This window comes from Saccharopolyspora sp. NPDC045941, from assembly GCF_056431445.1.
In genome coordinates, this window is the sequence record NZ_JBWKKU010000007.1 from 163,602 (window position 1) to 186,371 (window position 22,770).

Genomic DNA, 22,770 nt, shown 5'->3' on the forward strand with positions numbered 1-22,770 from the left:
CCGGCGGACCCCTGTTCGTGCCACCATCGTAACGGCACTGAGTGCCACTAGCAATCGTGGCCGGTGCTATATTCCGGCCATGTCCGAGGCACCGACTCCGGCTCCCAGAACCCGTTCCGGCCGCACCCCGCACGGCCGCCGGCGGGTGCGCAGCTCCCTGGCCCTGGCCGCGATGGAGCTGTTCGGCGTGCAGGGTTTCGAAGCGACCACTGTGGACCAGATCGCCGAGGCGGCGGGTGTCGGCCGGCGCACCTTCTTCCGGTACTTCCGGTCCAAGGAGGACGTCGTCTTCCCCGGCCACGACGAGCGGCTGGCGGAGGTGGTCGAGCTGCTGGCGGCCGCCGACCCGGCGGCCGATCCGCTCGCGGTGCTCGGGCGGACCGCCGAGGTGGTGCTGGAGATGTACCTGGCGGAGCCGGAGGTGTCGCTGAAGCGGTTCGAGCTGACCCGAGAGGTTTCCGCGTTGCGGGACAAGGAGATCGCCAGCATCGATCGCTACCAGCGGGTGTTCGCGCGTTACCTGCGCGGCCGCTACGCGGACGAGCCGGGCGGCGATCTGCGCGCCGCGGTGGTGGCCTCGGCGGTGGTCGCCGCGCACAACCACGTGCTCCGCCAGTGGCTGAAGAGCGGGGGAGCGCTGGACGCGAAGGCGCTGCTGCGCGAAGCGCTGCAGCAGGTGACGGTAGCGATGTCGGGGCAGTGGGGCCGCGACGATTCCGTCGAGGCGGGGGAGAACGTCGTGGTGGGCGTGGTGCGGACTGCGGCGCCTGCGGGTGTCGTCCTCAAGCACCTCGAAGAGGCGCTGCGGGACATCCGCTAGCGGCAGTTCGGCACTCAGTGTCAGATCGAAGACGGTAGCGTGACGACCAAAGAATATCGATTAGATCTATTGTTTCAGTGTTAAATGAAATTCATGCTCCGAACCGCACGACGACACAGCGGCAAGGGGAGAAGCCCGCTGTGGACTTCGCCGCGCGTGGGGCTCAGCCGGTCATCGCGCGGAGCCGCTCGATGACCGGCGCGAAGGCGTCCATGTACGGGCCGTGCACGGTGTAGTAGGTGAAGCCGTAGCGCTCGCGGTTGCGGAGCACTTGGTCGGCGATCTGCTCGACGCTGCCGATGAAGGCGAACGGCGTTTCCAGGAGCTCGTCGGCGGTCATCATCGAGCCGTACCGCTCCAGGAGCTTCTCGGCGGTGGCCGCTCGGTCATCGGTGATCACGACCACCTGCGTCAAGGCGTGCCACTGCACGCGATCGGCGCGATCTCCGGCGCGTTCGCGGGCGTAGCGGACCCGTTCGTCGGCTTCGGCCGCCGTGCCGATGCGCAGCGTTCCCGGCGGTTGGCCCTTGACCTGAAAAGCCCCGGCGATGCCGATGACGTCCGCGGATTCGGCGGCGATCTGCAGGATCCGGTCGCCGGTGCCGCCGACGATCAGCGGTGGCCCGTAGCCGCCGAATCCGGAGCGCTGCACGGGGCGCAGGACCGGGATGCCGAAGTTCTCGCGCATGGCCGCCTGCTGTTCGTAGCCGTCCGCGGCGAACAGCAGGCCGAGCTCGTCGATGGTCGCCCGCAGTCGTTCGGCGCGGCTGCCGAACGGTTCCCACTCGATGCCCGCCTCGTCGAACTCCCACTTCATGTGGCCGGCGCCGAGGCCGACTTCGAGGCGCCCGCCGGTGAGGACGTCCGTGGTGGCGATCTCGCGGGCCAGCAACGCCGGGTTCCAGAACGGTGCGTTGAGCACGAGGGTGCCGACCCGGAGCCGCTCGGTGGCCTGCGCGGCGGCGACGAGGGTGGGGAAGGGGGACGCGATGCCGAGGTGGTCGGCGGCGAACACCGCGTCGTACCCGTACCGCTCGGCGCGGCGGCAGGTCTCGGCGAAGGCCGCGGGCTCTTCCAGCCCGAAGATGTTGTAGGAGAAGCGGAAGTCGGTCATGGGGATCATGCTGCGGCATGCCCGGGACGACCACCAGGGGTTCAGCACTCGGCGAACGTCTCATATCATTAAAATCTATTGTTTCAGTATTGAATGAAATAAAACACGGCGTCGACACCTACCGTCGCCTGCCGAAAAAACCACTAGGAAGCGGGAGCCGGCGTCTCTAGCCTTGCTCGGCAATGGTTTTCGTGAATCGGGGAGTGGGAATGATCGGGTCGGTGCGTTTCGATTCGTTGTCACGGCAGGATTTCGGGTTGCTGCAGAGCTGGCTGTCGGCCCCGCACGTGCGGGAGTGGTGGCGTGGCGCGGAGCCGACCGCGGACCTGGTGGAGCAGGAGTACGGCCCGTCCGTGGACGGGATGGATCCGGCGCGCTGCTTCGTGATCAACGTGGCCGGGGAGCGGGTCGGGATGATCCAGTGCTACCGGATGGCGGACGAACCGGAGTGGGACGCGCTCGTGGGGATTCCGGCGGCTGCCGGCGTCGATTACCTGATCGGGATGCCCGGCCGGTGCGGGCTCGGTGTCGGCTCGTCGGCGATCGCGGCGTTCACGGAGCTGGTGTTCGGCCTCTACGACGACGTCGAGGCGATCGTCGCGGTGCCGCAGGCGGACAACCAGGCGTCCCGCCGGGCGCTGGAGCGAGCGGGGTTCGAGCTGATCGAGGAGCGAGACCTGGAGTCCGATGATCCATCGGACTCGGGTGTCAGCGCGATCTACGAGTTCCGCCGCTGATCGGGCGATCCACTGTGGATGCGCGGTTCAGCACGCGATGCCGGAGGACTGCAGGTGCCGGCGCACCACGTCCCAGCGCGGATCGACAGGTTCGGGCCGTTGCGTCCCGACGCCGATGTCCTTGAACCCGCTGGAGGTGGCGATGCAGACCACGGGACCGTCGAATTCCTCCTGGGCGCGCGCCTGGCGGAAGCCGCCCAGCCCGGCGGCCGCGGAGATCTCGTACCACAGGCCCGCGCGGGCCAGATCGTGTTGCGCCCGCGTCATTTCGGCGTCGTCCACCAGCAGCGCGCGCCCACTGCTGGCCCGGATCGCCGCCACCGGTCGGTAGCCGCTGACCTTGGAGTTGATCGCGTAGGCGGCGGTCTGGGCGACCTCGACTTCCGCCGCCGGGCGCCCTTCGGCGAGGGAGCGGGCCAGGGGGCCGCCCGCGGCCGGTTCGCAGGCGAACATCCGGGGCGTCGTCGTGGCCACGCCGAGGCGTGCCAGCTCGGTGAATCCCTTCCACACGCCGAAGAGCAGCTCGCCGTACCCGGTGGGCGCGAACACCGCCGCCGGGACGCCGAGTTCGGTGAAGATCTCGTACGCGATGGTCTTGTACCCCTCGGGGCCGAAGGCGTGTCCGGTGTGCGTCGTCGTGACGTTGCTGACCGGGTGGAAGCCCGTTTCGGCCACGATCTGGCGCAGCAGCGGCCAACGCGCTTCCGTTGGCACGGTCAGCACGACCGCGCCGTAGGCCCGTAGGAATGACGTGACCGCGGGCGGGGTTTCGGCCGAGGTGAGCACGACGCACTTCAGCCCGGCGCGGGTGGCGTACGCGGCGGCGGATGCGCCGTGGTTGCCGGACGATGCGACGACGATCCCGTCTGCGCCCGAGCCGAGGGCGGCGCTCACCGTGCAGCGGTTCAGCCGGTCCTTGTGGCTCCAGGTGGGGTTTCGCGCTTCGTCCTTGACGAATGCGCCGTCGGCGATCTCCACCAGCGGCGTGCCGCCTTCGGCCAGTCCCGGGGCGGTCAGGGGTGGCAGCAGCGGCGCCCAGCGGTCCAGGCCGGTGCCGGTCGCGGGCTGGAACAGACCTGGCGGGACCCGGTCGTAGTCGTAGTCGACTTCGACCGGGTAGGCGATCTCGTCGGTGCTCGTCGTGGGGCAGCCGGCGGTCAGCGGCGGCCACAGCGGGTAGGCGATGTCCGGGTTGCCCATCGAGCGCTGGCCGATGGCCAGCGAGAGATCGGTTGCCACGCTTCCAGAGCGTAGCGGCTGGCGGGGCGGGGAAGGGTTCCGGTCAGTCGTAGCCGCGGATCAGGTGGCTCTCGTCGTGGTCGTCGTGATCCGCGGCGGGGGTGGTTTCCACTCGGTCCTGGGCGGGCACGTGGAGTTCTCCGAAGTCCGGGGTGGGGGAGGCGGTTCGCTGCTGCGGGGCGGCGAAGTGGTCGGAGAGCGTCATGCCCGGCTCCTCTCGAAGCGGAAGTTATTGCCTGATGGTGCTTCTCGGGTTGGGAGATCGCATGGCGACCCGCGATCGCTGATCGGAAATCGCCCGGTCGGGAGGAGTACGCGTGCAATATTAACTTCTATCGTATCAGTGTAGATTGAAATTAAATCCACGATCATCACGGACCGGCTTGCTGTACACCCGCCAAAGCGCATAGATGGCCAGGGGTTTCCCTTGCGGGAGCGAGGGATTCGGGTCGAGGTGCGCGAGCTGGCCGCCTCGCACGTCGGCTGCTTCAGCCGGCCGGCGGTGTTCGCGGAGTTGTTGGCCGGTCTCGTCTGAGGCGTTCCGCGGGTCAGGCTTTCGGCGTCAGGCGGATTCCGGTGCGGGGGCCGATGTATTCGCCGTTCTCGACGACGGTTCGCCCGGCCTGGCAGACCCAGGGGATGCCGGCGGGCGGGCGCATCGGGTCCTGGTAGTCGCCGATGTCGGTGACCGCGTCGGCGTCGAACGCGACCAGGTCGGCGATGTTGCCGGGGGCGATCACGCCGCGGTCCGGGATGCGGAAGCACCGGGCGGGCAGCGAGGTCATCCGGCGGATGGCTTCGGGGAGGGTCAGGACGCCGCGTTCGCGGGTGTAGCGGCCGAGGACCCGGGGGAAGGTGCCGGTCAGTCGCGGGTGCGGTTTGCCGCCCGTACCGGGTGGCAGGCCGTCGGAGCCGATCATGGTGTGCGGGTCGGTCATGGCTAGTTCGAGGTCGTCCTCGTGCATCGAGAAGTTGATCATCGCTGCGCGGAGTTGCTCGTCGACCAGGACCTTGATCAGCGCGTCGACGGGTTCGGTGCCGTCGTGCGCGGCGAGTTCGGCGATGGTGCGGCCTTCGTGGCGGTGGCTGGCGGTGGTGGCGATGAGGATGCGGTCCCAGGCGGTGCGTTCGCCGATGGTGGCGGCGAGGTCGTCGCGGCCGGTCTTGCTGCGGAGGCGGGCGATGGTCTGTTCGGCGGTGCCGGCGAGGTACGAGGTGGGGAGGACGGCGGTGAGCATGGTGGAGGACGCGGTGTAGGGGTAGACGTCCTGGACGACGTCGTGGCCGGTGTTGCGGGCTTGGTCGATCTTGTCGAGGGCGGGCCGCATCTTGCCCCAGTTGTCCGGTTTGGTGGCTTTGAGGTGGGACAGGTGGGTGCGTCCCGCGGTGGCGCCGATGTGGAGCGCTTCCTCGATGGATTCGAGCAGGGCGTCGCCTTCGTCGCGCATGTGCGTGACGTAGAGGCCGGTGCCGGCGAGTGCTTCGGCGACGGCGGTGAGTTCGCGGGTGGTGGAGAAGACGGCGGGCGGGTAGATGAGTCCGCTGGAGAAGCCGAACGCGCCGGCGGTCATGCCTTCTTCGAGGGCGGTTCGCATGGTGCGGAGGGCGTTGTCGTCGGGGGCGGTGTCCGCCATGCCGAGGGCGGCGATGCGGAGGGTGCCGTGGCCGATGAGGGGGCAGTAGTTGGTGACGTAGCCGGCTGCGTCGGTGGCGGCGAAGAGGTCGTGGAAGCCGGTCCAGGTGAAGTCCAGCGGTGGGAAGAGGCGTTGCAGGAAGGTGGCGAGGGTGTCGGCGTTGCGGGTGCTGCGCGGTGCGAGGCTGAAGCCGCAGTTGCCGACGATTTCGGTGGTGACGCCTTGCAGGATCTTGGTGGTGTCGTCGGTGGTGAGCAGTGGGGCGTTGTCGGCGTGGGAGTGGACGTCGATGAAGCCGGGGGCGAGGACGAGTCCGGTGAGGTCGCGTCGGGGTGTGCCGGTGGGGAGGGTGCCGGGGTGTTCGACGGCGGTGATGCGGTCGTCCTGGATGAGGATTTCGGCGGGGCGCAGGGGTGTTCCGGTGCCGTCGGCGAGGAGCGCGCCGGTGAGCAGTTCGGTGGTCACGCGGGCTGCCTTTCGGGTGCGGTGGAATAACGGTGGTCGTGTGATGTTGTCCGGTTCGTCGGTGTCTAGGGCAGGGGTGTGCGGTGCACGGTGAGTACAAGGTTCCCGGCGGGAAGCTGGTCGTGGTCGATCTGGACGTTGTGGACGGTCGGCTGGCGGATGTGCGGTTGAGTGGGGACTTCTTCTTGGAGCCGGATGAGGCTTTGGAGGACATCAACGGTGCGTTGACGGGGGCGCCGGTGGATGCCGATGGGGCGGAGTTGGCGGCGCGGATCCGGAGCGGGTTGCCGGCTGGTGCGCGGTTGGTGGGCTTCGATGCGGAGGCGGTCGGGGTCGCGGTGCGGCGGGCGTTGACGCGTGCGTCGGATTGGGCTGATCACGAGTGGCGGTTGGTCCACGATGGGCCGCAGACGCCGTTGATGCACATGGCGTTGGACCAGGTGTTGGCCGAGGAGGTGGCGGCGGGGCGGCGGGCGCCGACGTTGCGGTTCTGGGAGTGGGCGGCGCCGGCGGTGATCATCGGGAGTTTCCAGTCGGTGCGCAATGAGGTGGACGTGGCTGGTGCGCAGCGGCATGGGGTCGAGGTGGTGCGGCGGATCACCGGTGGTGGGGCGATGTTCGTGGAGCCGGGGAACACGGTGACGTATTCGCTTTATGCGCCGGGTTCGCTGGTGGCGGGGATGACGTTCGTGGAGTCGTACGCGTTCTTGGACGACTGGGTGCTGGGTGTGTTGCGGGAGTTGGGGTTGAACGTGTGGTACCAGCCGTTGAACGACATCGCGTCGGATGGCGGGAAGATCGGTGGTGCGGCGCAGAAGCGGTTGGTGTCGGGTGCGGTTCTGCACCACGTGACGATGTCCTACAGCATCGATGCGGACAAGATGGGTGAGGTGTTGCGGGTGGGGAAGGAGAAGTTGTCGGACAAGGGGATCTCGAGCGCGAAGAAGCGGGTGGATCCGTTGCGGCGGCAGACGGGGTTGGCTCGTGAGGTGATCATCGAGCGGTTGATCGAGGGGTTCCGCCGGCGGTTCGGGTTGTCCGATGGTCCGGTGTCGGAGGGCGAGCGGCAGCGGGCGCGCGAGTTGGTGGAGTCGAAGTTCGCGACGCGGGAGTGGTTGCTGCGGGTGCCGTGACCGGGTCAGGTGAGCAGGCCGGGTACGCCGGGGGTGGTTCGGCGGCGGCGTAGCCAGATCTTGCGGGTTCCGTCGGCGTAGAGGAGCACGCGGGAGAGCTCCCAGCCGGAGAATTCGGCGTGGATGCTGAGTTGGGTCGCTGCGCTCCATCGGGTGACGCCCGGTGGGAGGCGCAGCGGTTGGTATTCCCAGTCGGTTTCGGTGTCGGTTCCTTCTGCGTTCACGCTCTCACCACCTGGTAGCCGGCGCCGTTGGCGGAGGCGATGTAGACGTCTCCGGTGTCTGGGTCGACTGCGACTGCGTTGGGTTGGCTGATGGTGGGGAGCCGGTGGCGTTCCTGGGGTTCGCCGCCGGCGATGTCGTAGCCGACGAGTTCGTTGGTTGCGGTCAGTGTGATCCAGGCTAGGTCGCGGGTGGGGTCGTAGGCGAGGCCGTAGGGGGCGCCGGGCACGGGGTAGCGCTGTTTCATGATCAGCGGGTCGGTGCTGAAGGCGAGGAGTTCTTGGCCTCGGGTGTCGATGGTGAGGATGCGCCCGTAGCGGTCGGTGATGGCGTTGGTGGCGCCTTGTCCGGCGCGGAGGCCTGCACCTTTGCTGCCGGTTGCGGGGTCGATGGGGGTGATGGCGGTGGTGAGGCGGTCGAGGACCGCGATGCCGCCGCGGGTGGGCAGCAGTTGTGCCGGGCCTTGGAACTTCTCGGTGGTGGCGGTGGGGTTGCCGTTGTGGAGGACGGTGACGGTGCCGGTGTCGCGGAGGATGACGGCTGTTCGGTCGCCGTCGAGGTCGATGGCGTCGACCGGGCCGCCGGGGACCTGGGTGGGGCGTGCGGTGGCGGTGCGCAGGTCGATGCGGCTGATGAGGTTGGTGTCGGGGAGTGCGGCGGTGAGTTGGCCGCGGTCGGTGCGCAGGGTGGCGGGGGCGCTGGGGAGGGTGAGGGTGCGCGGGGTGTTGGTGCGCGTGTCCACGAGGGTGAGCTGGGGGCCGCTGGCGAGCACGAGGGTGTGGGTGTCGCGGTCATAGGCGGCGTGTTGCACGGGGGGTGCGGGGTGGACGGTTCCTGCTGGTGGGGTGGTTGCGGGGGGCGCGGTGGCGGGTGTTGCGGCGGTGAGGGTGTCGGTGACCTGGAGGGGGTCGCTGGTGGTGTCCATTCCGCAGCCGGTGAGCAGGGTTGCGGAGAGGCAGATGATGGCCAGCCGACGCAACGGGGGTCCTCCTTGGTGCCGCGTGCCCCGCGGGTTGCGGTGCGTGTTGCTGGCTCCAGCATCCCTGATTCGGTCGGTCGGGTGGTGGTTGGCCCGGGGTGTCAGGGCTGGGCGGGGTTGCGTTCGGGGTAGCTCTGGTCGGGTGCGCTGATGTCGTCGAGGGCGGCGCGGATGGCTGGGGGGAGGGTGAGGTCTTCGGCGGCGAGGGCTGTTTTGAGCTGGGTGTTGGTGCGGGCGCCGAGGATGGGGGCGGTGACGCCGGGGCGGTCGCGGACCCAGGCGAGGGCGACGTGGACGGGTGCGGAGCCGAGGCCTTCGGCTGCGGTGAGGACGGCTTGGACGATGCGGGCGGCGCGTTCGGTGCGGTGGTGTTCGACGTAGCTGGCGAAGTGGCTGGTGGCGCCGCGGGAGTCGGGTGGGGTGGCGTTGCGGTATTTGCCGGTGAGGACGCCGCGGCCGAGTGGTGCCCAGGCGAGGAGGCCGAGGCCGTGGTGGGTGGCGGCGGGGGTGACTTCGCGTTCGATGCCGCGTTCGAGGAGTGAGTATTCGGCTTGGGTGGCGATGAGGGGGGTGCGGGTGGGGTGGGTGTTCTGGTGGGTGGCGGCGGTGGCGAGTTGCCAGCCGGCGTAGTTGGAGATGCCGGCGTAGCGGACGCGGCCGCTGGTGACGGCGGTGTCGATGGCGGAGAGGGTTTCGTCGAGGGGGACGGAGGGGTCCCAGGCGTGGAGTTGCCAGAGGTCGACGTGGTCGGTGCGGAGGCGGCGCAGTGAGCCGTCGAGGGCGGTGAGGAGGGCGCCGCGGGAGGCGCCGCCGCCGAAGGGGCCGGGTTTGCGGCGGGCGACGGCTTTGGTGGCGAGGACGATTTCGTCGCGGGGGAGTTGGGTGGTGAGGAGGTCGCCGAGGATTTCTTCGGTGTGGCCGTCCTGGTAGACGTCGGCGGTGTCGATGAGGGTGCCGCCGGCTTCGTGGAAGGTGGACAGTTGCTCGGCGGCTTCGTCGGCGTCGGTGTCGAGTCCCCAGGTCATGGTGCCGAGGGCGAGTCGGGAGACGCGGAGGCCGCTGCGGCCGAGTTGTCGGTGTTCCACGGTGGGTGAGGGTATTGCCTGTGGCGGCCGTGGGCGGTGAGGCTGCTGCGGCGGGTCTGGTTCTGGGTGTTCCGGATCACAGTTCGGGTCGTGGTGCCGGTGGGTGCCGGGTTTGTTCGTCGCTCGCTGTGATCAGCCGTTCGCTGACCTGGTGGGATGTGGTTGCCCGGGGTGGGGGAGGGCGGGCGGTGGGAATGCTGCAAGATTTGGGCTTCGAGCTTGGCGGCCGGTGGCCGGTGGGCGCACAAGGGTTTCCGCGATCGTGCTGGAGTGGGTTTCGTTGTCGTGGTTGCAGGCCATGCTGTTGGCCGTGGTCCAGGGGCTCACGGAGTTCCTTCCGATTTCTTCGTCCGGTCATTTGTCGATCGTGTCGAAGTTGTTCTTCGGTGACGATGCTGGTGCGTCGTTCACGGCGGTGACGCAGATCGGCACCGAGCTGGCGGTGGTGATCTTCTTCCTGAAGGACATCGTCCGGTTGGTGGGCGTGTGGTTCCGGGGTTTGGTGAACGCCGAGGTGCGGCGGACGCAGGATTACCGGCTGGCCTGGTATGTGATCGTCGGTAGTTTGCCGATCGGCGTGCTGGGTTTCCTGTTCCAGGACTTCATCCGGTCGACGTTCCGGAGCCTGTGGATCACGGGCACGACGTTGATCGTGTTCGGTGTGCTGATGGGGTTGGCGGAGCGGTTCGGTCAGCAGCGGCGGTCGCAGGACCGGTTGCGGTTGAGCGATGGCGTGGTGATGGGTTTCGCGCAGGCGTTGGCGTTGATCCCGGGTGTGTCGCGGTCGGGTGGCACGATCACGGCTGGTCTGTCGTTGGGGCTGGACCGGCCGACGGCGGTGCGGTTCTCGTTCTTGCTGGCGATTCCGGCGGTGTTCGCGGCGGGGTTGTCGGAGATCCCGCACGTGTTCGAGCCGAGCCCGTACGGGTTGCAGCCGACGACGGCGCAGATGATCGTGGCGACGGTGGTGGCCGGGGTGATCGGGTATGCGGTGATCGCCTGGTTGCTGCGGTTCGTGGAGCGGCACAGCGTGTACTTGTTCGTGTGGTACCGGATCGCGTTGGGCCTGCTGGTGTTCGGGTTGTTGGGTTTCGGCGTCATGCAGCCGTGATCCGGTGATCGGGGAGCGCGGTCGGCACCGTCGGGTGCCGGCCGCGTTTTCGTTTGCCGGGGGTTGTGGTGGGTGGCGCGGGGGTGGGGCCTACAGTCGGCGGGCGTGGCGACTCTCATCCTGTTGCGGCATGCGCGGTCGGCGGCCAATGGTGCCGGTACGTTGGCGGGGCGTTCGCCCGGTGTCGGGTTGGACGAGACCGGGGTGGGCCAGGCGGCCGGGTTGGTGGACCGGTTGGCGGGGGTTCCGCTGGCCGGGATCGTGGTGTCGCCGTTGCAGCGGTGCCGGGAGACGGTGGCGGGGCTGGCCGCGCAGCGGGGGCTTTCGCCGGTGGTGGAGCCGGATCTGGCGGAGGTCGACTACGGCGAGTGGACCGGCCGGAAGATCACCGAGTTGACCGCGGAGCCGCTGTGGAAGGTGGTGCAGCAGCATCCGTCGGCGGCGGTGTTCCCGGGTGGCGAGGGGTTGGCGCAGGTGCAGGCGCGGTCGGTGGCCGCGGTGCGGGCGCACGATCGCGGGTTCGGTGCGGATGCGGTGTGGTTGGCGTGCACGCATGGCGATGTGATCAAGTCGGTGCTGGCGGATGCGTTGGGGCTGCACCTGGACGGGTTCCAGCGGATCGTGGTGGATCCGTGTTCGGTGAGCGTGGTGCGCTACACCGAGACGAGGCCGTTCGTGTTGAAGGTCAACGACACCGGTGGGGACGTGTCGGGGTTGGTGCCGCCGGTGGATGCGGCGAAGTCGGATGCCGTCGTGGGTGGGACGACGGGTTCGTCGGATCGCTGAGCCGCGCTAGTTGCGCAGTGTCACGAGGTGGCAGCGGGCGTCTGCGGGCAGGAAGCGCTGGGTGCCGCCGGTGAAGCGGACGATGACCTGCTCGTTGGTAGCGGGGGTGACCTGGTCGACGATGCCGACGGGCCCGATCGGGCCGTAGATGCGGATGGCGTCGCCGGGGAGCAGTTCGTCGGCGTAGACCTGTTCGAGGTTGGTGGCGGCCGAGGCGGGCCGGATCCAGCGGGTGGTGGCGAACCAGAGGGCGTAGGCGGCTGCGGGCAGAATCAGCGGCAGCCAGGTGTTGAGGTCGATGAGGGCGAGGCCGAGTGCGGCGCCGGCGAGCGCGGCCCAGAGCCCGGAGCTGATCGGTCGTGCGCCCAGCTGGAGCCAGCCGGTGGTGCGGATGGTGCCGTCGGGTCGGTGGCCGCGGGGCGGCGGCGGGATGTGGTCGAGGTCCGCCTCGTCACCGTCGGCGTCGTCGCGGGTGTGGTGCGCGGTGATCTTGCCCAGGGGTTCGCGGGCGGTGTCTTCGGGTTGCACCCGGGGGATTTCGGCGGTGACGTCCAGCGCCGCGGTGTCGGTGTCGGTGACGGCCGGTGGCTCCGGGTTGGCCGGCGGCGCCGGGTTGTCGGTGGGGGAGATCGCCAGCGGCTGGTCGAAGTCGGCGTTCTCGGGGTTGAGCAGGGTGCGCAGCATCGTGATCTCCATGCCGCGGCGTTGTCCGCATTGCGGGCAGGCCATTGCCACGCCGGTGGGGGCGGCGGGGTCGGTGATGGTGGTCAGCGGGCCGTGCCCGTGGGGGCATTGCGGGGCGTGGGGGCCGTTTTCCAGGATGCGCAGGGCGCTGGCGTGATGGCGGTCGGTGGCGGGGTTGTTCTTGTTCACCATTGCGTGGTCCACCTCAGCTTGCCGTGGTCGTCGCGTTCGCAGCTGGCGGCGGCGCCCGAGGAGGTGCGGCCGACGTCGCCTTCGCGGGAGCAGCGTTCGCCTTCGGTGACTTCCGGGACCCAGTCGTCGCCGCGGGTGGAGGTGGTCGTGGGCCGCCCGTGGTCCCAGCCCGGGGGCGTGGGCGCGCGGGTGGGTTGCGGGCGGCTGCTGGTGGTGGTGACCGGTGCCGCCGTGGTGGTGGGTTGCGGGCGGCTGCTGCTGGTCGTCGGGGGCGCGGCCGGTTCCGGCTCGGTGGTTTCCGCGGCCGTGGTGGTCGTGGTGACCGCCGTGGTGGTCGGCGCAACGTAGTCGACGGGGGCGCGCGGGGGCGGTGGAGTGGCGACGTCCTGGCTTCCTGCGGGCAGGGCGCTGAGGGCGCCGGCGCCGGTCGCGGTCAGCAGCGCGACGGCGGGCAGCAGACGTGCCGCCAGCGGGGTCCGCCACCACCAGCGGCGCAACGGGTCGGGGTGCTCGGCGGGCAACTGGTCACTCCGTTCGTGTAGTGCCGGTTGTTGTCCTGTCCCCGACCCGGCCGGCGAATCGTAGCGAATTCGTCATGATTTCGTGTCGGACGGTCCACGCGCCCGGCGGGTCACCGGCCGGTTGCCGGAGCGTAGGCACCCCGCGGGAGCCTGCTTGTGATCTCCGTCGCAGCACGCGGAGGGCGTGGCGGGGTCAACTGGAAACGCATGCGCGGACACGAAGAGTCGCCATCATTGGTGTCCGATGTGGACTGTCCGAAGCGGACCGTTGCCCAGTGGCCGAGGGTCCGCGAAGCCGGTCTGGTTTCAGTCGGCTTTAAGGGGGAGTTATGGCCGGTCCGGCCGGGTCACGCCGACATGCGCTGTTGTGTTTCCTGTGTCGCCGCGACGTCCTTGCGCAGCTCGTCCAGCGACAGTCCCACCGCGTCGGCCACCGCTGCGACGGTGAAGAACGCCGGGGTGGGGATGCGGCCCTTCTCGATCTTGCGGAGGGTTTCGGTGGAAATCCCGGACGCGGCGGCGATCTCGACCATGCTGCGCGCGCCGCGGGCCTCCCGCAGCGCCTGGCCAAGGAGTTCGCCCCGTTGCCGTTCTTGCTCGTTCAGCGGCACGCGCACCATGGCCGTGATACTAATATCGGTATAGTTATTGGGTCCAGTGGTGTGGGAGAGACGCACGTGATCGAACTGAAGACGCCGGCCGAGATCGACGCGCTGCGCGAAGCGGGCCGCATCGTCGCCCGAGCGCTGCACGCCGTCCGCGAGCACGCCACCACCGGCACCACGCTGCTCGAACTCGACGAACTCGCGCACACCACGATCACCGACGCCGGCGCACAACCGGTGTTCCTCGGCTACCGGCCCAACTGGGCGCCCACCCCGTTCCCCGGCACCATCTGCGCCTCGGTCAACGACGCGATCGTGCACGGCATCCCCAACGGGCAGCGGCTCGCCGACGGCGACCTCGTCAGCATCGACTGCGGCGCCCGCCTGCAGGGCTGGGTCGGCGACGCCGCCATCACCTTCAGCGTCGGCACCGCCCGCCCCGAGGACACCCGGCTGGCCGACACCACCGCGCAGGCCCTCGCCGACGGCATCGCCGCCGCCCGGCCCGGCGCCCGCATCGGCGACATCTCCCGCGCCATCGGCGTCGTCGGGCGCAGCGCCGGCTACGGCATCCCCGACCCCCTCGGCGGCCACGGCGTCGGCCGCGACATGCACGAAGCCCCGTTCGTGCCCAACGACGGCCCCGCCGGCCGCGGCACGCCGCTGCGCCCCGGCCTGGTCCTGGCCATCGAGCCGATGTTCCTCGCCGGCGGCCGCGACGACATCCGCACCGCCGACGACGGCTGGACCGTGCTCAGCGGCGACGGCAGCCGCGCCGCCCACGTCGAGCACACCATCGCCATCACCGAGGACGGCCCGCGCGTGCTCACCCTGCCCTGACATCGGGAACAACGCGGAACCCGGGCCGCCGGGGAAACGCGTGCCGGCGGGCTCCGGCAAAACGGGGGCGTGGCGGGAATTGCGGCGAGCGGCCGATGCCGGACGCAATTCCACCGGGCCCGAACACTTTTTGACCGGAATAGGCGGAAACGGTGATGATCAACGCCACATGCCGCCGCCGGAACGGATCCGGATACTGGACGGTGAGCCCCGCGCACAACGCGCACGTCCAGTCCGAGGGATCATGAAAAAGCACTTCGCGTTCATCAGCATGCCCGCCGCCGGCCACATCAACCCCACCCTGCCCCTGGTGACCGAACTGCTGCGCCGCGGCCACCGGGTCAGCTACGCCACCGGCCCGAAGATGGTCCAGGCAGTGGAAGCCACCGGCGCCGACGTCGTCGAACTCCCCACCGACGTGCCGGAAATACCGCCCCAGTCGCAATCCGTCCCGCCCCCGGTGGCGAGGCTGATGCAGTTCTTCATCGACGACATCAAGAACAGCTTCCCGCCGCTGCGCGAGCACTTCCGCGCCGACCCGCCGGACGCCGTCTGCGTCGACGTCATGAGTCCCATCGGGCGCATGCTCGCCAACGACCTCGACATCCCCATGATCGCCCTGATGCCCAGCTTCGCCGCCAACGAGAAATTCTCCCTCCTCGACACCGTCGCCAAGGACAACCCCGCATTCTCCCCCGAGGCCTTCGCCGAATTCGGCCGGCGGATCCAGCAGATCGGCGACGAGTTCGGCGTCCGCGCCCAACTGCCCTTCGGTGCGCCGCCGGCCGAGCTCAACCTGGTGTTCCTGCCCCGGGAATTCCAACTCGCCGCCGACACCTTCGACGAGCGGTTCCACTTCATCGGCCCGCTGCTCGGCGACCGCCACGAGCAGCCCTGGCAGCCCCGCGACGCAGGCGCCCCGCTGCTGTTCATCTCCCTGGGCACCGCGTTCAACAACCGCCCGGAGTTCTACCGGATGTGCTTCGAGGCGTTCGCCGACAGCCCCTGGCAGGTCGCCATGTCCACCGGGCAGCACGTCGACCCCGCCGGCCTCGGCGAGATCCCCGCCAACTTCGACGTGCGCGCCTCCTTCCCGCAGCCCGCGGTCCTGCGCCACGCCACCGTCTTCCTCTCCCACACCGGCATGAACTCCACCATGGAATCCCTGCACGCCGGGGTGCCCCTGGTCGCCGTGCCGCAAATGCCCGAACAAGCCGCCAACGCCACCCGCGCCGAAGAACTCGGCCTCGGCCGCCGCCTCGACCCCGACACCGTCACCGCCGCCGGACTGCGCACCGCGGTCGACGGCATCGCCACCGACGAACAGGTCCGCGCCAACCTCCAGCGGATGCGCCAGATCATCCACGACTGCGGCGGCGCCACCGCCGGAGCCGACGCCCTCGAAGCCCACCTGAACTGACCCCGGCAACCCGCTGTTGGGCATCCCCACCCGAGATGCCCAACAGCGGTCCGGCCGCGAACTGCGTCAGGCAGAACTCCTGCTACCGGCGCCCGCCGAACTGCCACGTGTGCACCTCGACATCGGCGTAGCGATCCGCGTCGAGGACACCCCGCGCCTCGTCCGGATCCTGCGCCCGGACCAGCGCCGCCGTGCCCAGCCAGGCAGTGCCGTCGTCGGACAGCAGCGGCCCGTACGCGATCAGGTCGTCCCGGCCCCGCGGCACCTCGAGGTCCACCGACTGCCCCGCACCGAGACCGAGCACCAGGTACCGGTTGCCGCCGCTGCTGCCACCGGGGAAGTCCCACATCGTGCGGCCCAGCACGTTGCGCCAGCGCCGCAGCAGCACATCCCGGTACGCCCCGGCCTGGTAGCTCGGCTCGTCGAAGGCGAACGCGCGCGCAGCAGCGGGATCAGGCAGATCGACGATGTGCACGCTGCCGGTCGGAGTGTCGCCGTCGAGGGTCGGCCCCCGGGCGATCATCACGTCCGCAAACCGGTCCATGTAGGACCAATGCGCTTCCAGCAGCGCCTCGCGCAGCCCCGAAGAGCCGGGCCGGTCGCGGTGATAGCAGAAGAACTCCATGCCCACAGTCTTCACCGCAACTGGCAGAGCAGGGGAGGCAGCCGAGTACCGATGTGGGCGTTCGATCAGAGCGACAGCGTGTCGCGGATTGCCTGAACCACGGCGTCCGGCCGGAGCCAGACGATGCCCGAGTGCCCGGCATCGTCCAGGCGGCGGACCTGGGTTCGGGGGCGCGCCGCGGCCAGGTCGGTGTACAGCCGGTGCTTGATCTGGTTGGACTCGGCCAGCGATGCGTGCGCTTCGGGCGGCACCAGCTCCTCGGCGAACGTGTCGGTCCCCATGGCGGACACGAAGATCAGCGGCACGTCGGGATCGGGTCCGGCGTCGCGGACCTCGCCGAACAGCCGCGACAGGTTCATCGGCTCCCGCAGGGACTGCCGGTAACCCTCACGGTTGAACCCCTGATCCAGCAGCGGTTCGCGGATCTCGGCGGGCCAGTCGGCGAGCGCCCGGCCGAACGTGGTCCGGTACGCGGTCCGCATCACGTCCATCTGCTCGGGCGGGAACAGGTCGTCGGTGTTCGAGTCCCGCAGCCGCTGCGCTTTCTCCTCCGGCAGGTAGTCGACGATGTCCTCGTGAGTCGGGTCGAGCAGGACCAAGCCGGCCACCTCGCCGGGGAATCGCTTCGCGTAGAGCCGCGCGTACAGACCGCCGAGTGAATGCCCGACCAGCACGTGCGGGCCGGGGACGGCAACGGCACGCAGTAGCTCGTGCAGGTCATCGGTCACCTGCGTGCCGCTGCGCGGAAGGCCCACCACGTCGCTCCAGCCCGTGCCGAGCCGGTCGTAGATCACGCTCGTGGTGAACTCCGCGACGAGGTTGTGCACGTTCCAGTAGTACAGGCCGAACATCCCACCGCCAGCCAGGAACACCACGGGCGGCCCACCGGTGCCGGACCGGTGCAGCAGCATCGCTCCGCCAGAGACCTCGTAGCGCATCCCCAGCGGCGCCCCGGCCACGCTCGCGGTGTTCTCCCCCATGCCCTGGCCGGCGTCGGTCTTGCCCCAGAGATCGTCCATGCCATCGATCATGCCCGGCCAGGAAGGCGAAGTGCCGCAGAAGACCGGGCCGCTCCGCCCTGTCCTCAAGCCCGGCGGCCCAGCGCAATTCCGGCTCATCACAGCCGTTCTGGCGGCGGACGCGTAGCTGCCGGTCAGCCGAGGTCGGCGAGTTTGCGTGCGAGCACGGCCCGCTCGCGTTCGTTCCCGCACAGCTGCAGTGCGAGCCGAAGCTCGGTGCGCGCCTCGTCGGTGCGTCCCAGGCGGGTGAGCAGTTCCCCGCGGACGCTGGGCAGCAGGTGCGAGTTCGGTAGCGCCTGCGCGGCCGCCAGCTCGTCCACGATCGGCAACGCGGCAGCCGGTCCCCGCGCCATGCAGACCGCGACGGCCCGGTTGAGGTCGACCACCGGTGACGGCGCGAGCCGCCCGAGCGCCTCGTAGCGGAGCACGATGCGCTCCCAGTTCGTCTCCTCGACCGACGCCGCCACGGCGTGGCATTCGGCGATCGCCGCCTGCAGGCCGTAGGCGCCCAGGCCCCGGCCGATCCGCTCCGCCCGGGCCAGCGCCGCCCGGCCCCGGCGGATCGCGGCGCGGTCCCAGCGGCGGCGGTCCTGGTGCTCCAACAACACCGGCTCGCCGTCGGGCCCGGTGCGGGCGGGGAAGCGCGCCGCGGTCAGCTCCAGCAGCGCCAGCAGGCCGAAGACCTCGGGCTCGTCGGGCACCAGGCGGGTCAGCACCCGCGCGAGGCGCTGCGCCTCGCGCGCGAGGTCGAGCCGGATCAGATCACGACCGGAGCTGGCCGAGGACCCCTCGGTGAAGATCAGGTAGACCACGCTGAGCACCGAGCCCAGCCGCTCGGTGCGCTCCGCGGCCGCGGGTACCGCGAACGGCACCCGCGCCGCCCCGAGGGTCTTCTTCGCGCGGGTGATCCGGGCCTGCACGGTGGCGGTCGGGATGAGGAACGCCTTGGCGATCTCGTCGCTGGTGAGACCGCCGACGACCCGCAGGGTGAGCGCCACCCTCGCCTCCCGCGACAGCAAGGGGTGGCAGGCGATGAACATCAACGCGAGCACGTCGTCGTCGATCTGGTCGGGATCCCACAGCACGTCTTCGGTGTCCCGAGCCGGATCGGCGGGCGGGTGCCCCGAGGCCACGCCGCCCTCGCCGAGGTCGTGGGCGAGGGCGGCGTACCGCTCGTCGAGGGCGGAGCGGCGTCGGAACGCGTCGATCGCGCGACGCCGGCCGACGGTGAGCAGCCACCCCGCGGGATTGCGCGGCACGCCCTCGCGCGGCCAGGTCACCAGCGCCTCCGCCAACGCCTCCTGGGCAAGGTCCTCGGCGAGCGCGAAGTCGCCGGTGTAGCGGGCCAGGGCGCCGACGATCCGCGCGGATTCGATCCGCCAGACCGCCGCGACCGCCTCGCGGCCGGTGGGGTTCGCCATCGAATCCGGGCTCAGAGCTGGCCGGTCGCCTCGCGCCAAGCCCGCTCCTTCTTGATCCACTCGTTGTCCTGCGGGAACTCGTCGATGCTGGTGACCCGGCGAATCTCGCACTTGCTGCCCGGGCCGGCCATCGGTGCGCGCTTGGCCCATGCCACGGCCTCTTCCTTGGAGGCGACGTCGAGGATCCAGTAGCCGCCGAACAGTTCCTTGGTCTCGCCGTAGGGGCCGTCGGTGACCACCGGCGGCTGGGAGGAGTAGTCGACGACCACGCCGTCGGCGGCGTCGTCGAGGCCTTCGGCGGCGACGAGGACACCGGCCTGGATCATCTCGTCGTTGAAGCGGCCCATCGCCTCCAGGATCTCGTTGAAGTCGACGTCCTGGAACGCCTCGAACGCCTCGTCGGTCGCGCGCATGATCAGCATGTACTTCATGGTTGTCTCCCTGGACCATCCGGGGGTCCCGCTCGGACCCGCTCACCCCCAGGTCGAACGGGAACGCCGCGGATCGACATGCCCGCCGAACTTTTTCCGAGGGGACTGCCGGGCAGCCTACGACCAGCCCGGTGACATGGCGATCGGCGCTGGAGATCCGCACCGGGTTGCAGGTGGTCGAGAACTGGAGCTCCGCCGATGACGTCGTGTTCTGCGGCGATCCCATGAGTTGAGCCCGTCAAATGCGGGCATCAGTCACCGTCGTGCTCGGGGGTTCAATGCTGAAGGCTTACCAGCGACTCGGTTGTTCCCCGAAGCTCACCGGCGTTCCGGCCGGGTTTCGCCGAAGGTCCGCCGGTAGGCGCCGGGTGTGGTGCCGAAGTGCGCCCGGAAGCGGCGGCGCAGGTTGACCGCCGAGGCGAGTCCGACCCGGGTGGCGATGGTTTCCACCGGAAGGTTGGTCTGTTCCAGCAGTACCCGTGTCGCGTCGAGGCGCTGGCCGAGCAGCCACTGTCCCGGGCTGGTGCCGAGCTGTTCGGTGAACCGCCGGGCGAGAGTTCGGCTCGACAGCCCGGCGTGTCCGGCGAGTCGGCAGACGGTCAGGGTGTGGAGCTGGGAGGTAGCCCACTCCAGCAGTGGCGCCAAGGACTCGTCCGCTCTGGCCGGGGCGGGTTGTGCGGCGTACTGGAGTTGGCTGCCCTCCCGGTGTGGTGGCAGCACCATGTTCCGGGCGATCTGGGTGGCGTATGCCGCGCCGTGGTCGGAACGCACGAGGTGCAGGCACAGGTCGATGCCCGCACCGGTTCCGGCGCTGGTCGCCACGTCGCCGTGGTCCACGTAGAGCACGTCCGGGTCTACCTGCACCTCGGGGAAGGTGGCGGCGAGTTGAGCGGTTTGGCGCCAGTGGGTGGTGGCGCGGCGGGCGTCGAGCAGTCCGGCCTGAGCGAGGACGAAAGCCCCCGTGCAGATGGCGGCGATCCGCGCGCCGCGCTGGTGGGCAGCCCGCAGCGCCTCGGTGATGGCCGGTGGCGCCGGTGTGCCGGGTGGCTGCCAGCCGGGGATGACCACGGTGTCCGCCTCCTGCAGGGTTTCCAGCCCTGCGTCGACGAGCATCGTGTAGCCGATCGTGGTCCGAAGGGGGCCGGGGTGCTCGGCGCAGATCCGGAAGTCGTAGTGGGCGGGCATGTCCTGCCGGACGGTGCCGAAGACCTCGGCGGCACAGGCGAGTTCGAAGGGGGACTGGGGTGGGTTGAGCAGCGCCACCACCCGATGACGGTTCATGTCAGAAATATACCCATGAATGTCTTTCTTGACTCTCGGCTGGGAAGTAGGTCCCGGCGAGAGTGGGCCCATGAGCGAAACCACTGAAACGGGCGTGCTGAGGACCACGGTCCAGGTCGACGGCGAAACGGCCAGCTATCTGACCGCAGAGCAGGACGGCCCGGCTGTGTTGCTGCTGCACGGAACGTATTGGAGCCGGGTGTGGCTTCCGGTGCTGGGCCGCCTCGCGAAGGCGGGGCTGCGGCCCTTCGCGGTCGATTTCCCCGGACTGGGGCGTTCGGGGGGCGAGCTCACCCTGGCAACGGCCACGGTCCCGGCCCTTGCGGATTGGGTGGTGCGATTCGCGTCCGCGCTGAAGATCTCCGGGCCGATCGCCCTGGCAGGTCATGACATCGGTGGCGCCGTCGCCCAGCATCTCCTCGCCCACGATCGGCTGGAGGTGCCCCGGCTGGCCTTGGTCAACTCGGTCGTCTACGACTCCTGGCCGGCGCCCCACGTGGGCCGGTACCGGGACCCGGTGGTCGCCGCGGCGACCACCGTCGATGAACTCCTCGCCGCCCGCCGGCAGGCCGTGACGGGGGCGCTGGCCGGTGCCGCCACCGAGCAGCGGATCGCTGAGTACCTGGAGCCGTGGACCGATCCGCGGGTCGGACGCTCCTGGCTGGCCATGGCGGGCGCGGCCGACAGTCGCTACACCCTTGATCTCGTTCCCGCGCTGCGGCGGTCCACGACGCCCAAGTTGCTGATCTGGGGCGAGGAAGACGTGGACGAGAGGGTGGAATACGCCGAGAAGATCGCCTTGGAGATCCCGCACACCACGCTCGTACGCATCCCGGAAGCGGACCACATCCCCACGGAGAACGCCCCCGGCCAGATCGCCCGCGCCCTCATCGATTTCTTCAGGGCGTAGAGGTCTTGCTGCAGGCAACCTCGCCGAGCGCCCTGAGTCGGGCAAAGCGTTGCTGTCGGCCCATCGCGAGCGCGGCCAGATCGTGGTGACCGAGCTGGACCGGCTCGGCACAGGCCCCCTGGCCGTAGCGGGAGTTCGAGGCCTTCACCGGGCGCGGAAGGCCACCGCGACGGCCAGCAGCGCCAGCACCGCGGCGAGACCGAAACCCGCGAGATACGCGGTGGGGGGCGACCACACCAGCCACGCCGCGAACAACGTGCCCGCCACCGCCAGCACCGTCGTGGTGAACAGGGACTCGCTGAGCTGCAACGCCGAACTGTTCACGCCCTGCTCGCGCGGAGCCGACAACCGCAGCGTCAACGTCGACAACACCGGATACACCAGGCCCATCCCCAGCGACATCACCGCGAGCCCGCCGATGCACACCACCAGCGGCACCGCCGCGAAAACCGTCGTCGCCACCCCCGCCGCCCCGGCGGCCAGCAGCGCCGCGCCCACCACAGGAACCCGGTCCCACGCCGGCAGGCGGCCCTGCAGCCACGAACCCGCCAGCCACCCGACCGCGGTCGTGGTCAGCACCAAACCCGCGGCGGTGGGGGACAAGCCCCGCTCCCGCGACAACATCAGCGGCACGAACACCTCAGCGGCCGAGAACGCCGCACCCGCGATACCGCGCAATGCCACCACGCTCGGCAGGCCCGCCCGGCCCCGGAAGGTCCCCACCGGCAACAACCTCGGCGCGAACACCACCAACGCCGCCAATCCCGCGATGACCAGCACCCCCGACAGCCAACCGGTCTGCTGCCCGCCGTAGTGCAACAGCAACCCGCCCGCCGCCGCCCCCACCGACCACATCGGACGGTCGAAACCGCGCTGCTGCGGCTGCGAACGCCAGGACAACCCGCGCAAGCTCGGGCTCACCAACGCCAGCGCGGGCACCGCCAGCACCATCGTCGCCAGGAACACCCACCGCCAGCTCAACCTCTCCACCAGCAGCCCCGCCACCAGCGGGCCCACGATCGACGGCAGCAGCCACGCCCCGGCCAGCATCCCGAAGAACCGCGCCCGCAACTCCTCCGGCAACACGTGCCCCACCACCACGTACAGGGCCACCGAGATCAACCCGCCGCCCAAGCCCTGCACGATCCGGCCCGCCACCAGCACCCACATCACCGGCGCCACCCCGGCCAGCAACAGCCCCGCGGCGAACACCGCGACCCCCACCCGCAACGGCACCGCAGGCCCGCGCGCATCGCTCCACCCACCGGAGACGACCATGCTCACCACACCGGCGGCCGTCGTCCCGCCGAAAGCCACCGCGTACAGCGCCAACCCGTCCAGGGAACGCGCGACCGTCGGCATCGCCGTGGCCACCGCCACGTACTCGAAGGCCACCAGCGAGATCAACGTGAGCGCGCCGAAGGTCAGCGACCGGTAGCGGCGGGAGAACAAACCGCCCGCGGCGGAATCGACATCGATCGCGGACACGACCACCC

The 22,770-nt window shown here is 70.0% G+C and carries 24 protein-coding genes; 8 read left to right on the forward strand and 16 right to left on the reverse strand.

The features are described from left to right. Positions 1 to 79: 79 nt before the first annotated feature. Positions 80 to 820, forward strand: a complete 741-nt coding sequence (locus tag AC07FN_RS08085; RefSeq protein ID WP_478394954.1) for a TetR family transcriptional regulator — start codon at positions 80 to 82, stop codon at positions 818 to 820. Positions 821 to 983: 163 nt separating this feature from the next. Here AC07FN_RS08085 and AC07FN_RS08090 read toward each other — a convergent pair whose 3' ends face one another. Beyond that, a complete protein-coding gene (locus AC07FN_RS08090; RefSeq protein ID WP_478394955.1) occupies positions 984 to 1,934 on the reverse strand; it encodes a TIGR03621 family F420-dependent LLM class oxidoreductase in 951 nt (316 codons plus the stop codon). Between the two features lie 221 nt (positions 1,935 to 2,155). Between AC07FN_RS08090 and AC07FN_RS08095 the strand changes: the two genes are divergently transcribed. Further along, on the forward strand, positions 2,156 to 2,671 hold the full coding sequence (locus AC07FN_RS08095) for a GNAT family N-acetyltransferase (RefSeq protein ID WP_478394956.1): 516 nt from the start codon (positions 2,156 to 2,158) through the stop codon (positions 2,669 to 2,671). 27 nt (positions 2,672 to 2,698) lie between these two features. Here AC07FN_RS08095 and AC07FN_RS08100 read toward each other — a convergent pair whose 3' ends face one another. The 3 genes from AC07FN_RS08100 to AC07FN_RS08110 form a co-directional block, all read right to left on the reverse strand. Beyond that, the gene (locus AC07FN_RS08100; RefSeq protein ID WP_478394957.1) at positions 2,699 to 3,910 is read right to left on the reverse strand and encodes a threonine synthase; all 1,212 of its coding nucleotides are present in this window, start codon (positions 3,908 to 3,910) and stop codon (positions 2,699 to 2,701) included. Positions 3,911 to 3,953: 43 nt separating this feature from the next. Next, positions 3,954 to 4,115 (reverse strand): hypothetical protein, encoded by a 162-nt coding sequence (locus tag AC07FN_RS08105; RefSeq protein WP_165968059.1) that lies wholly within the window; start codon positions 4,113 to 4,115, stop codon positions 3,954 to 3,956. 343 nt (positions 4,116 to 4,458) lie between these two features. Further along, complete coding sequence (locus tag AC07FN_RS08110; protein ID WP_478394958.1) at positions 4,459 to 6,009, reverse strand: N-acyl-D-amino-acid deacylase family protein; 1,551 nt, start codon at positions 6,007 to 6,009, stop codon at positions 4,459 to 4,461. Between the two features lie 83 nt (positions 6,010 to 6,092). On the opposite strand from AC07FN_RS08110, the gene AC07FN_RS08115 reads away from it, so the two are divergent. Next, positions 6,093 to 7,142: a lipoate--protein ligase family protein gene (locus tag AC07FN_RS08115; RefSeq protein ID WP_478394959.1), complete on the forward strand. Its 1,050-nt coding sequence runs from the start codon at positions 6,093 to 6,095 to the stop codon at positions 7,140 to 7,142. A gap of 5 nt (positions 7,143 to 7,147) precedes the next feature. On the opposite strand, the gene AC07FN_RS08120 is transcribed toward AC07FN_RS08115, so the two are convergent. From AC07FN_RS08120 to AC07FN_RS08130, 3 genes are all read right to left on the reverse strand, one after another. Then, entirely contained in the window at positions 7,148 to 7,366 is a 219-nt protein-coding gene (locus AC07FN_RS08120) for a DUF5703 family protein (RefSeq protein ID WP_093263387.1), read from the reverse strand. After that, positions 7,363 to 8,343, reverse strand: coding sequence for a YncE family protein (locus AC07FN_RS08125; protein ID WP_478394960.1), 981 nt, complete (start codon positions 8,341 to 8,343; stop codon positions 7,363 to 7,365). The genes AC07FN_RS08120 and AC07FN_RS08125 overlap by 4 nt, the downstream gene beginning before the upstream one ends. 101 nt (positions 8,344 to 8,444) lie before the next feature. Then, on the reverse strand, positions 8,445 to 9,428 hold the full coding sequence (locus AC07FN_RS08130; RefSeq protein WP_478394961.1) for an aldo/keto reductase: 984 nt from the start codon (positions 9,426 to 9,428) through the stop codon (positions 8,445 to 8,447). 289 nt (positions 9,429 to 9,717) lie between these two features. Here AC07FN_RS08130 and AC07FN_RS08135 point away from each other — a divergent pair, with 289 nt between their 5' ends. Both AC07FN_RS08135 and AC07FN_RS08140 read left to right on the forward strand, forming a co-directional pair. Beyond that, entirely contained in the window at positions 9,718 to 10,539 is an 822-nt protein-coding gene (locus AC07FN_RS08135) for an undecaprenyl-diphosphate phosphatase (protein ID WP_478395002.1), read from the forward strand. Between the two features lie 105 nt (positions 10,540 to 10,644). Beyond that, complete coding sequence (locus AC07FN_RS08140; protein WP_452612402.1) at positions 10,645 to 11,325, forward strand: histidine phosphatase family protein; 681 nt, start codon at positions 10,645 to 10,647, stop codon at positions 11,323 to 11,325. Positions 11,326 to 11,331: 6 nt separating this feature from the next. Here the strand turns inward: AC07FN_RS08140 and AC07FN_RS08145 are convergent, their stop codons facing one another. The 3 genes from AC07FN_RS08145 to AC07FN_RS08155 all read right to left on the reverse strand — a co-directional run bounded on the left by AC07FN_RS08145 (position 11,332) and on the right by AC07FN_RS08155 (position 13,342). Continuing rightward, positions 11,332 to 12,201, reverse strand: coding sequence for a hypothetical protein (locus AC07FN_RS08145; protein ID WP_478394962.1), 870 nt, complete (start codon positions 12,199 to 12,201; stop codon positions 11,332 to 11,334). Further along, positions 12,195 to 12,722 (reverse strand): hypothetical protein, encoded by a 528-nt coding sequence (locus AC07FN_RS08150; protein WP_478394963.1) that lies wholly within the window; start codon positions 12,720 to 12,722, stop codon positions 12,195 to 12,197. Before AC07FN_RS08150 ends, AC07FN_RS08145 begins: the two co-directional genes overlap by 7 nt. Before the next feature lie 347 nt (positions 12,723 to 13,069). Continuing rightward, positions 13,070 to 13,342: a helix-turn-helix domain-containing protein gene (locus AC07FN_RS08155; protein ID WP_478394964.1), complete on the reverse strand. Its 273-nt coding sequence runs from the start codon at positions 13,340 to 13,342 to the stop codon at positions 13,070 to 13,072. A gap of 57 nt (positions 13,343 to 13,399) precedes the next feature. Here AC07FN_RS08155 and map point away from each other — a divergent pair, with 57 nt between their 5' ends. Together map and AC07FN_RS08165 are read left to right on the forward strand one after the other, a co-directional pair. After that, complete coding sequence (gene map, locus AC07FN_RS08160) at positions 13,400 to 14,167, forward strand: type I methionyl aminopeptidase (protein ID WP_478394965.1); 768 nt, start codon at positions 13,400 to 13,402, stop codon at positions 14,165 to 14,167. A 244-nt stretch (positions 14,168 to 14,411) separates the two neighbouring features. Then, positions 14,412 to 15,587 carry a macrolide family glycosyltransferase gene (locus tag AC07FN_RS08165; protein WP_478394966.1) on the forward strand — a complete coding sequence of 392 codons (1,176 nt, stop codon included), beginning with the start codon at positions 14,412 to 14,414 and terminating at the stop codon, positions 15,585 to 15,587. A gap of 82 nt (positions 15,588 to 15,669) precedes the next feature. Here AC07FN_RS08165 and AC07FN_RS08170 read toward each other — a convergent pair whose 3' ends face one another. The 5 genes from AC07FN_RS08170 to AC07FN_RS08190 all read right to left on the reverse strand — a co-directional run bounded on the left by AC07FN_RS08170 (position 15,670) and on the right by AC07FN_RS08190 (position 20,364). Then, the gene (locus AC07FN_RS08170) at positions 15,670 to 16,212 is read right to left on the reverse strand and encodes a YciI family protein (RefSeq protein WP_478395003.1); all 543 of its coding nucleotides are present in this window, start codon (positions 16,210 to 16,212) and stop codon (positions 15,670 to 15,672) included. A gap of 65 nt (positions 16,213 to 16,277) precedes the next feature. After that, positions 16,278 to 17,231 carry an alpha/beta fold hydrolase gene (locus AC07FN_RS08175; RefSeq protein ID WP_478394967.1) on the reverse strand — a complete coding sequence of 318 codons (954 nt, stop codon included), beginning with the start codon at positions 17,229 to 17,231 and terminating at the stop codon, positions 16,278 to 16,280. A gap of 134 nt (positions 17,232 to 17,365) precedes the next feature. Beyond that, positions 17,366 to 18,652, reverse strand: a complete 1,287-nt coding sequence (locus tag AC07FN_RS08180; protein ID WP_478395004.1) for an RNA polymerase sigma factor — start codon at positions 18,650 to 18,652, stop codon at positions 17,366 to 17,368. A gap of 11 nt (positions 18,653 to 18,663) precedes the next feature. Beyond that, on the reverse strand, positions 18,664 to 19,083 hold the full coding sequence (locus AC07FN_RS08185; RefSeq protein WP_478394968.1) for a YciI family protein: 420 nt from the start codon (positions 19,081 to 19,083) through the stop codon (positions 18,664 to 18,666). A 318-nt stretch (positions 19,084 to 19,401) separates the two neighbouring features. Continuing rightward, positions 19,402 to 20,364, reverse strand: a complete 963-nt coding sequence (locus tag AC07FN_RS08190) for a helix-turn-helix domain-containing protein (protein ID WP_478394969.1) — start codon at positions 20,362 to 20,364, stop codon at positions 19,402 to 19,404. A gap of 70 nt (positions 20,365 to 20,434) precedes the next feature. Here AC07FN_RS08190 and AC07FN_RS08195 point away from each other — a divergent pair, with 70 nt between their 5' ends. After that, a complete protein-coding gene (locus AC07FN_RS08195; RefSeq protein ID WP_478394970.1) occupies positions 20,435 to 21,274 on the forward strand; it encodes an alpha/beta fold hydrolase in 840 nt (279 codons plus the stop codon). Between the two features lie 144 nt (positions 21,275 to 21,418). Here the strand turns inward: AC07FN_RS08195 and AC07FN_RS08200 are convergent, their stop codons facing one another. Beyond that, positions 21,419 to 22,762: an MFS transporter gene (locus AC07FN_RS08200; protein ID WP_478394971.1), complete on the reverse strand. Its 1,344-nt coding sequence runs from the start codon at positions 22,760 to 22,762 to the stop codon at positions 21,419 to 21,421. Positions 22,763 to 22,770: the final 8 nt, after the last annotated feature.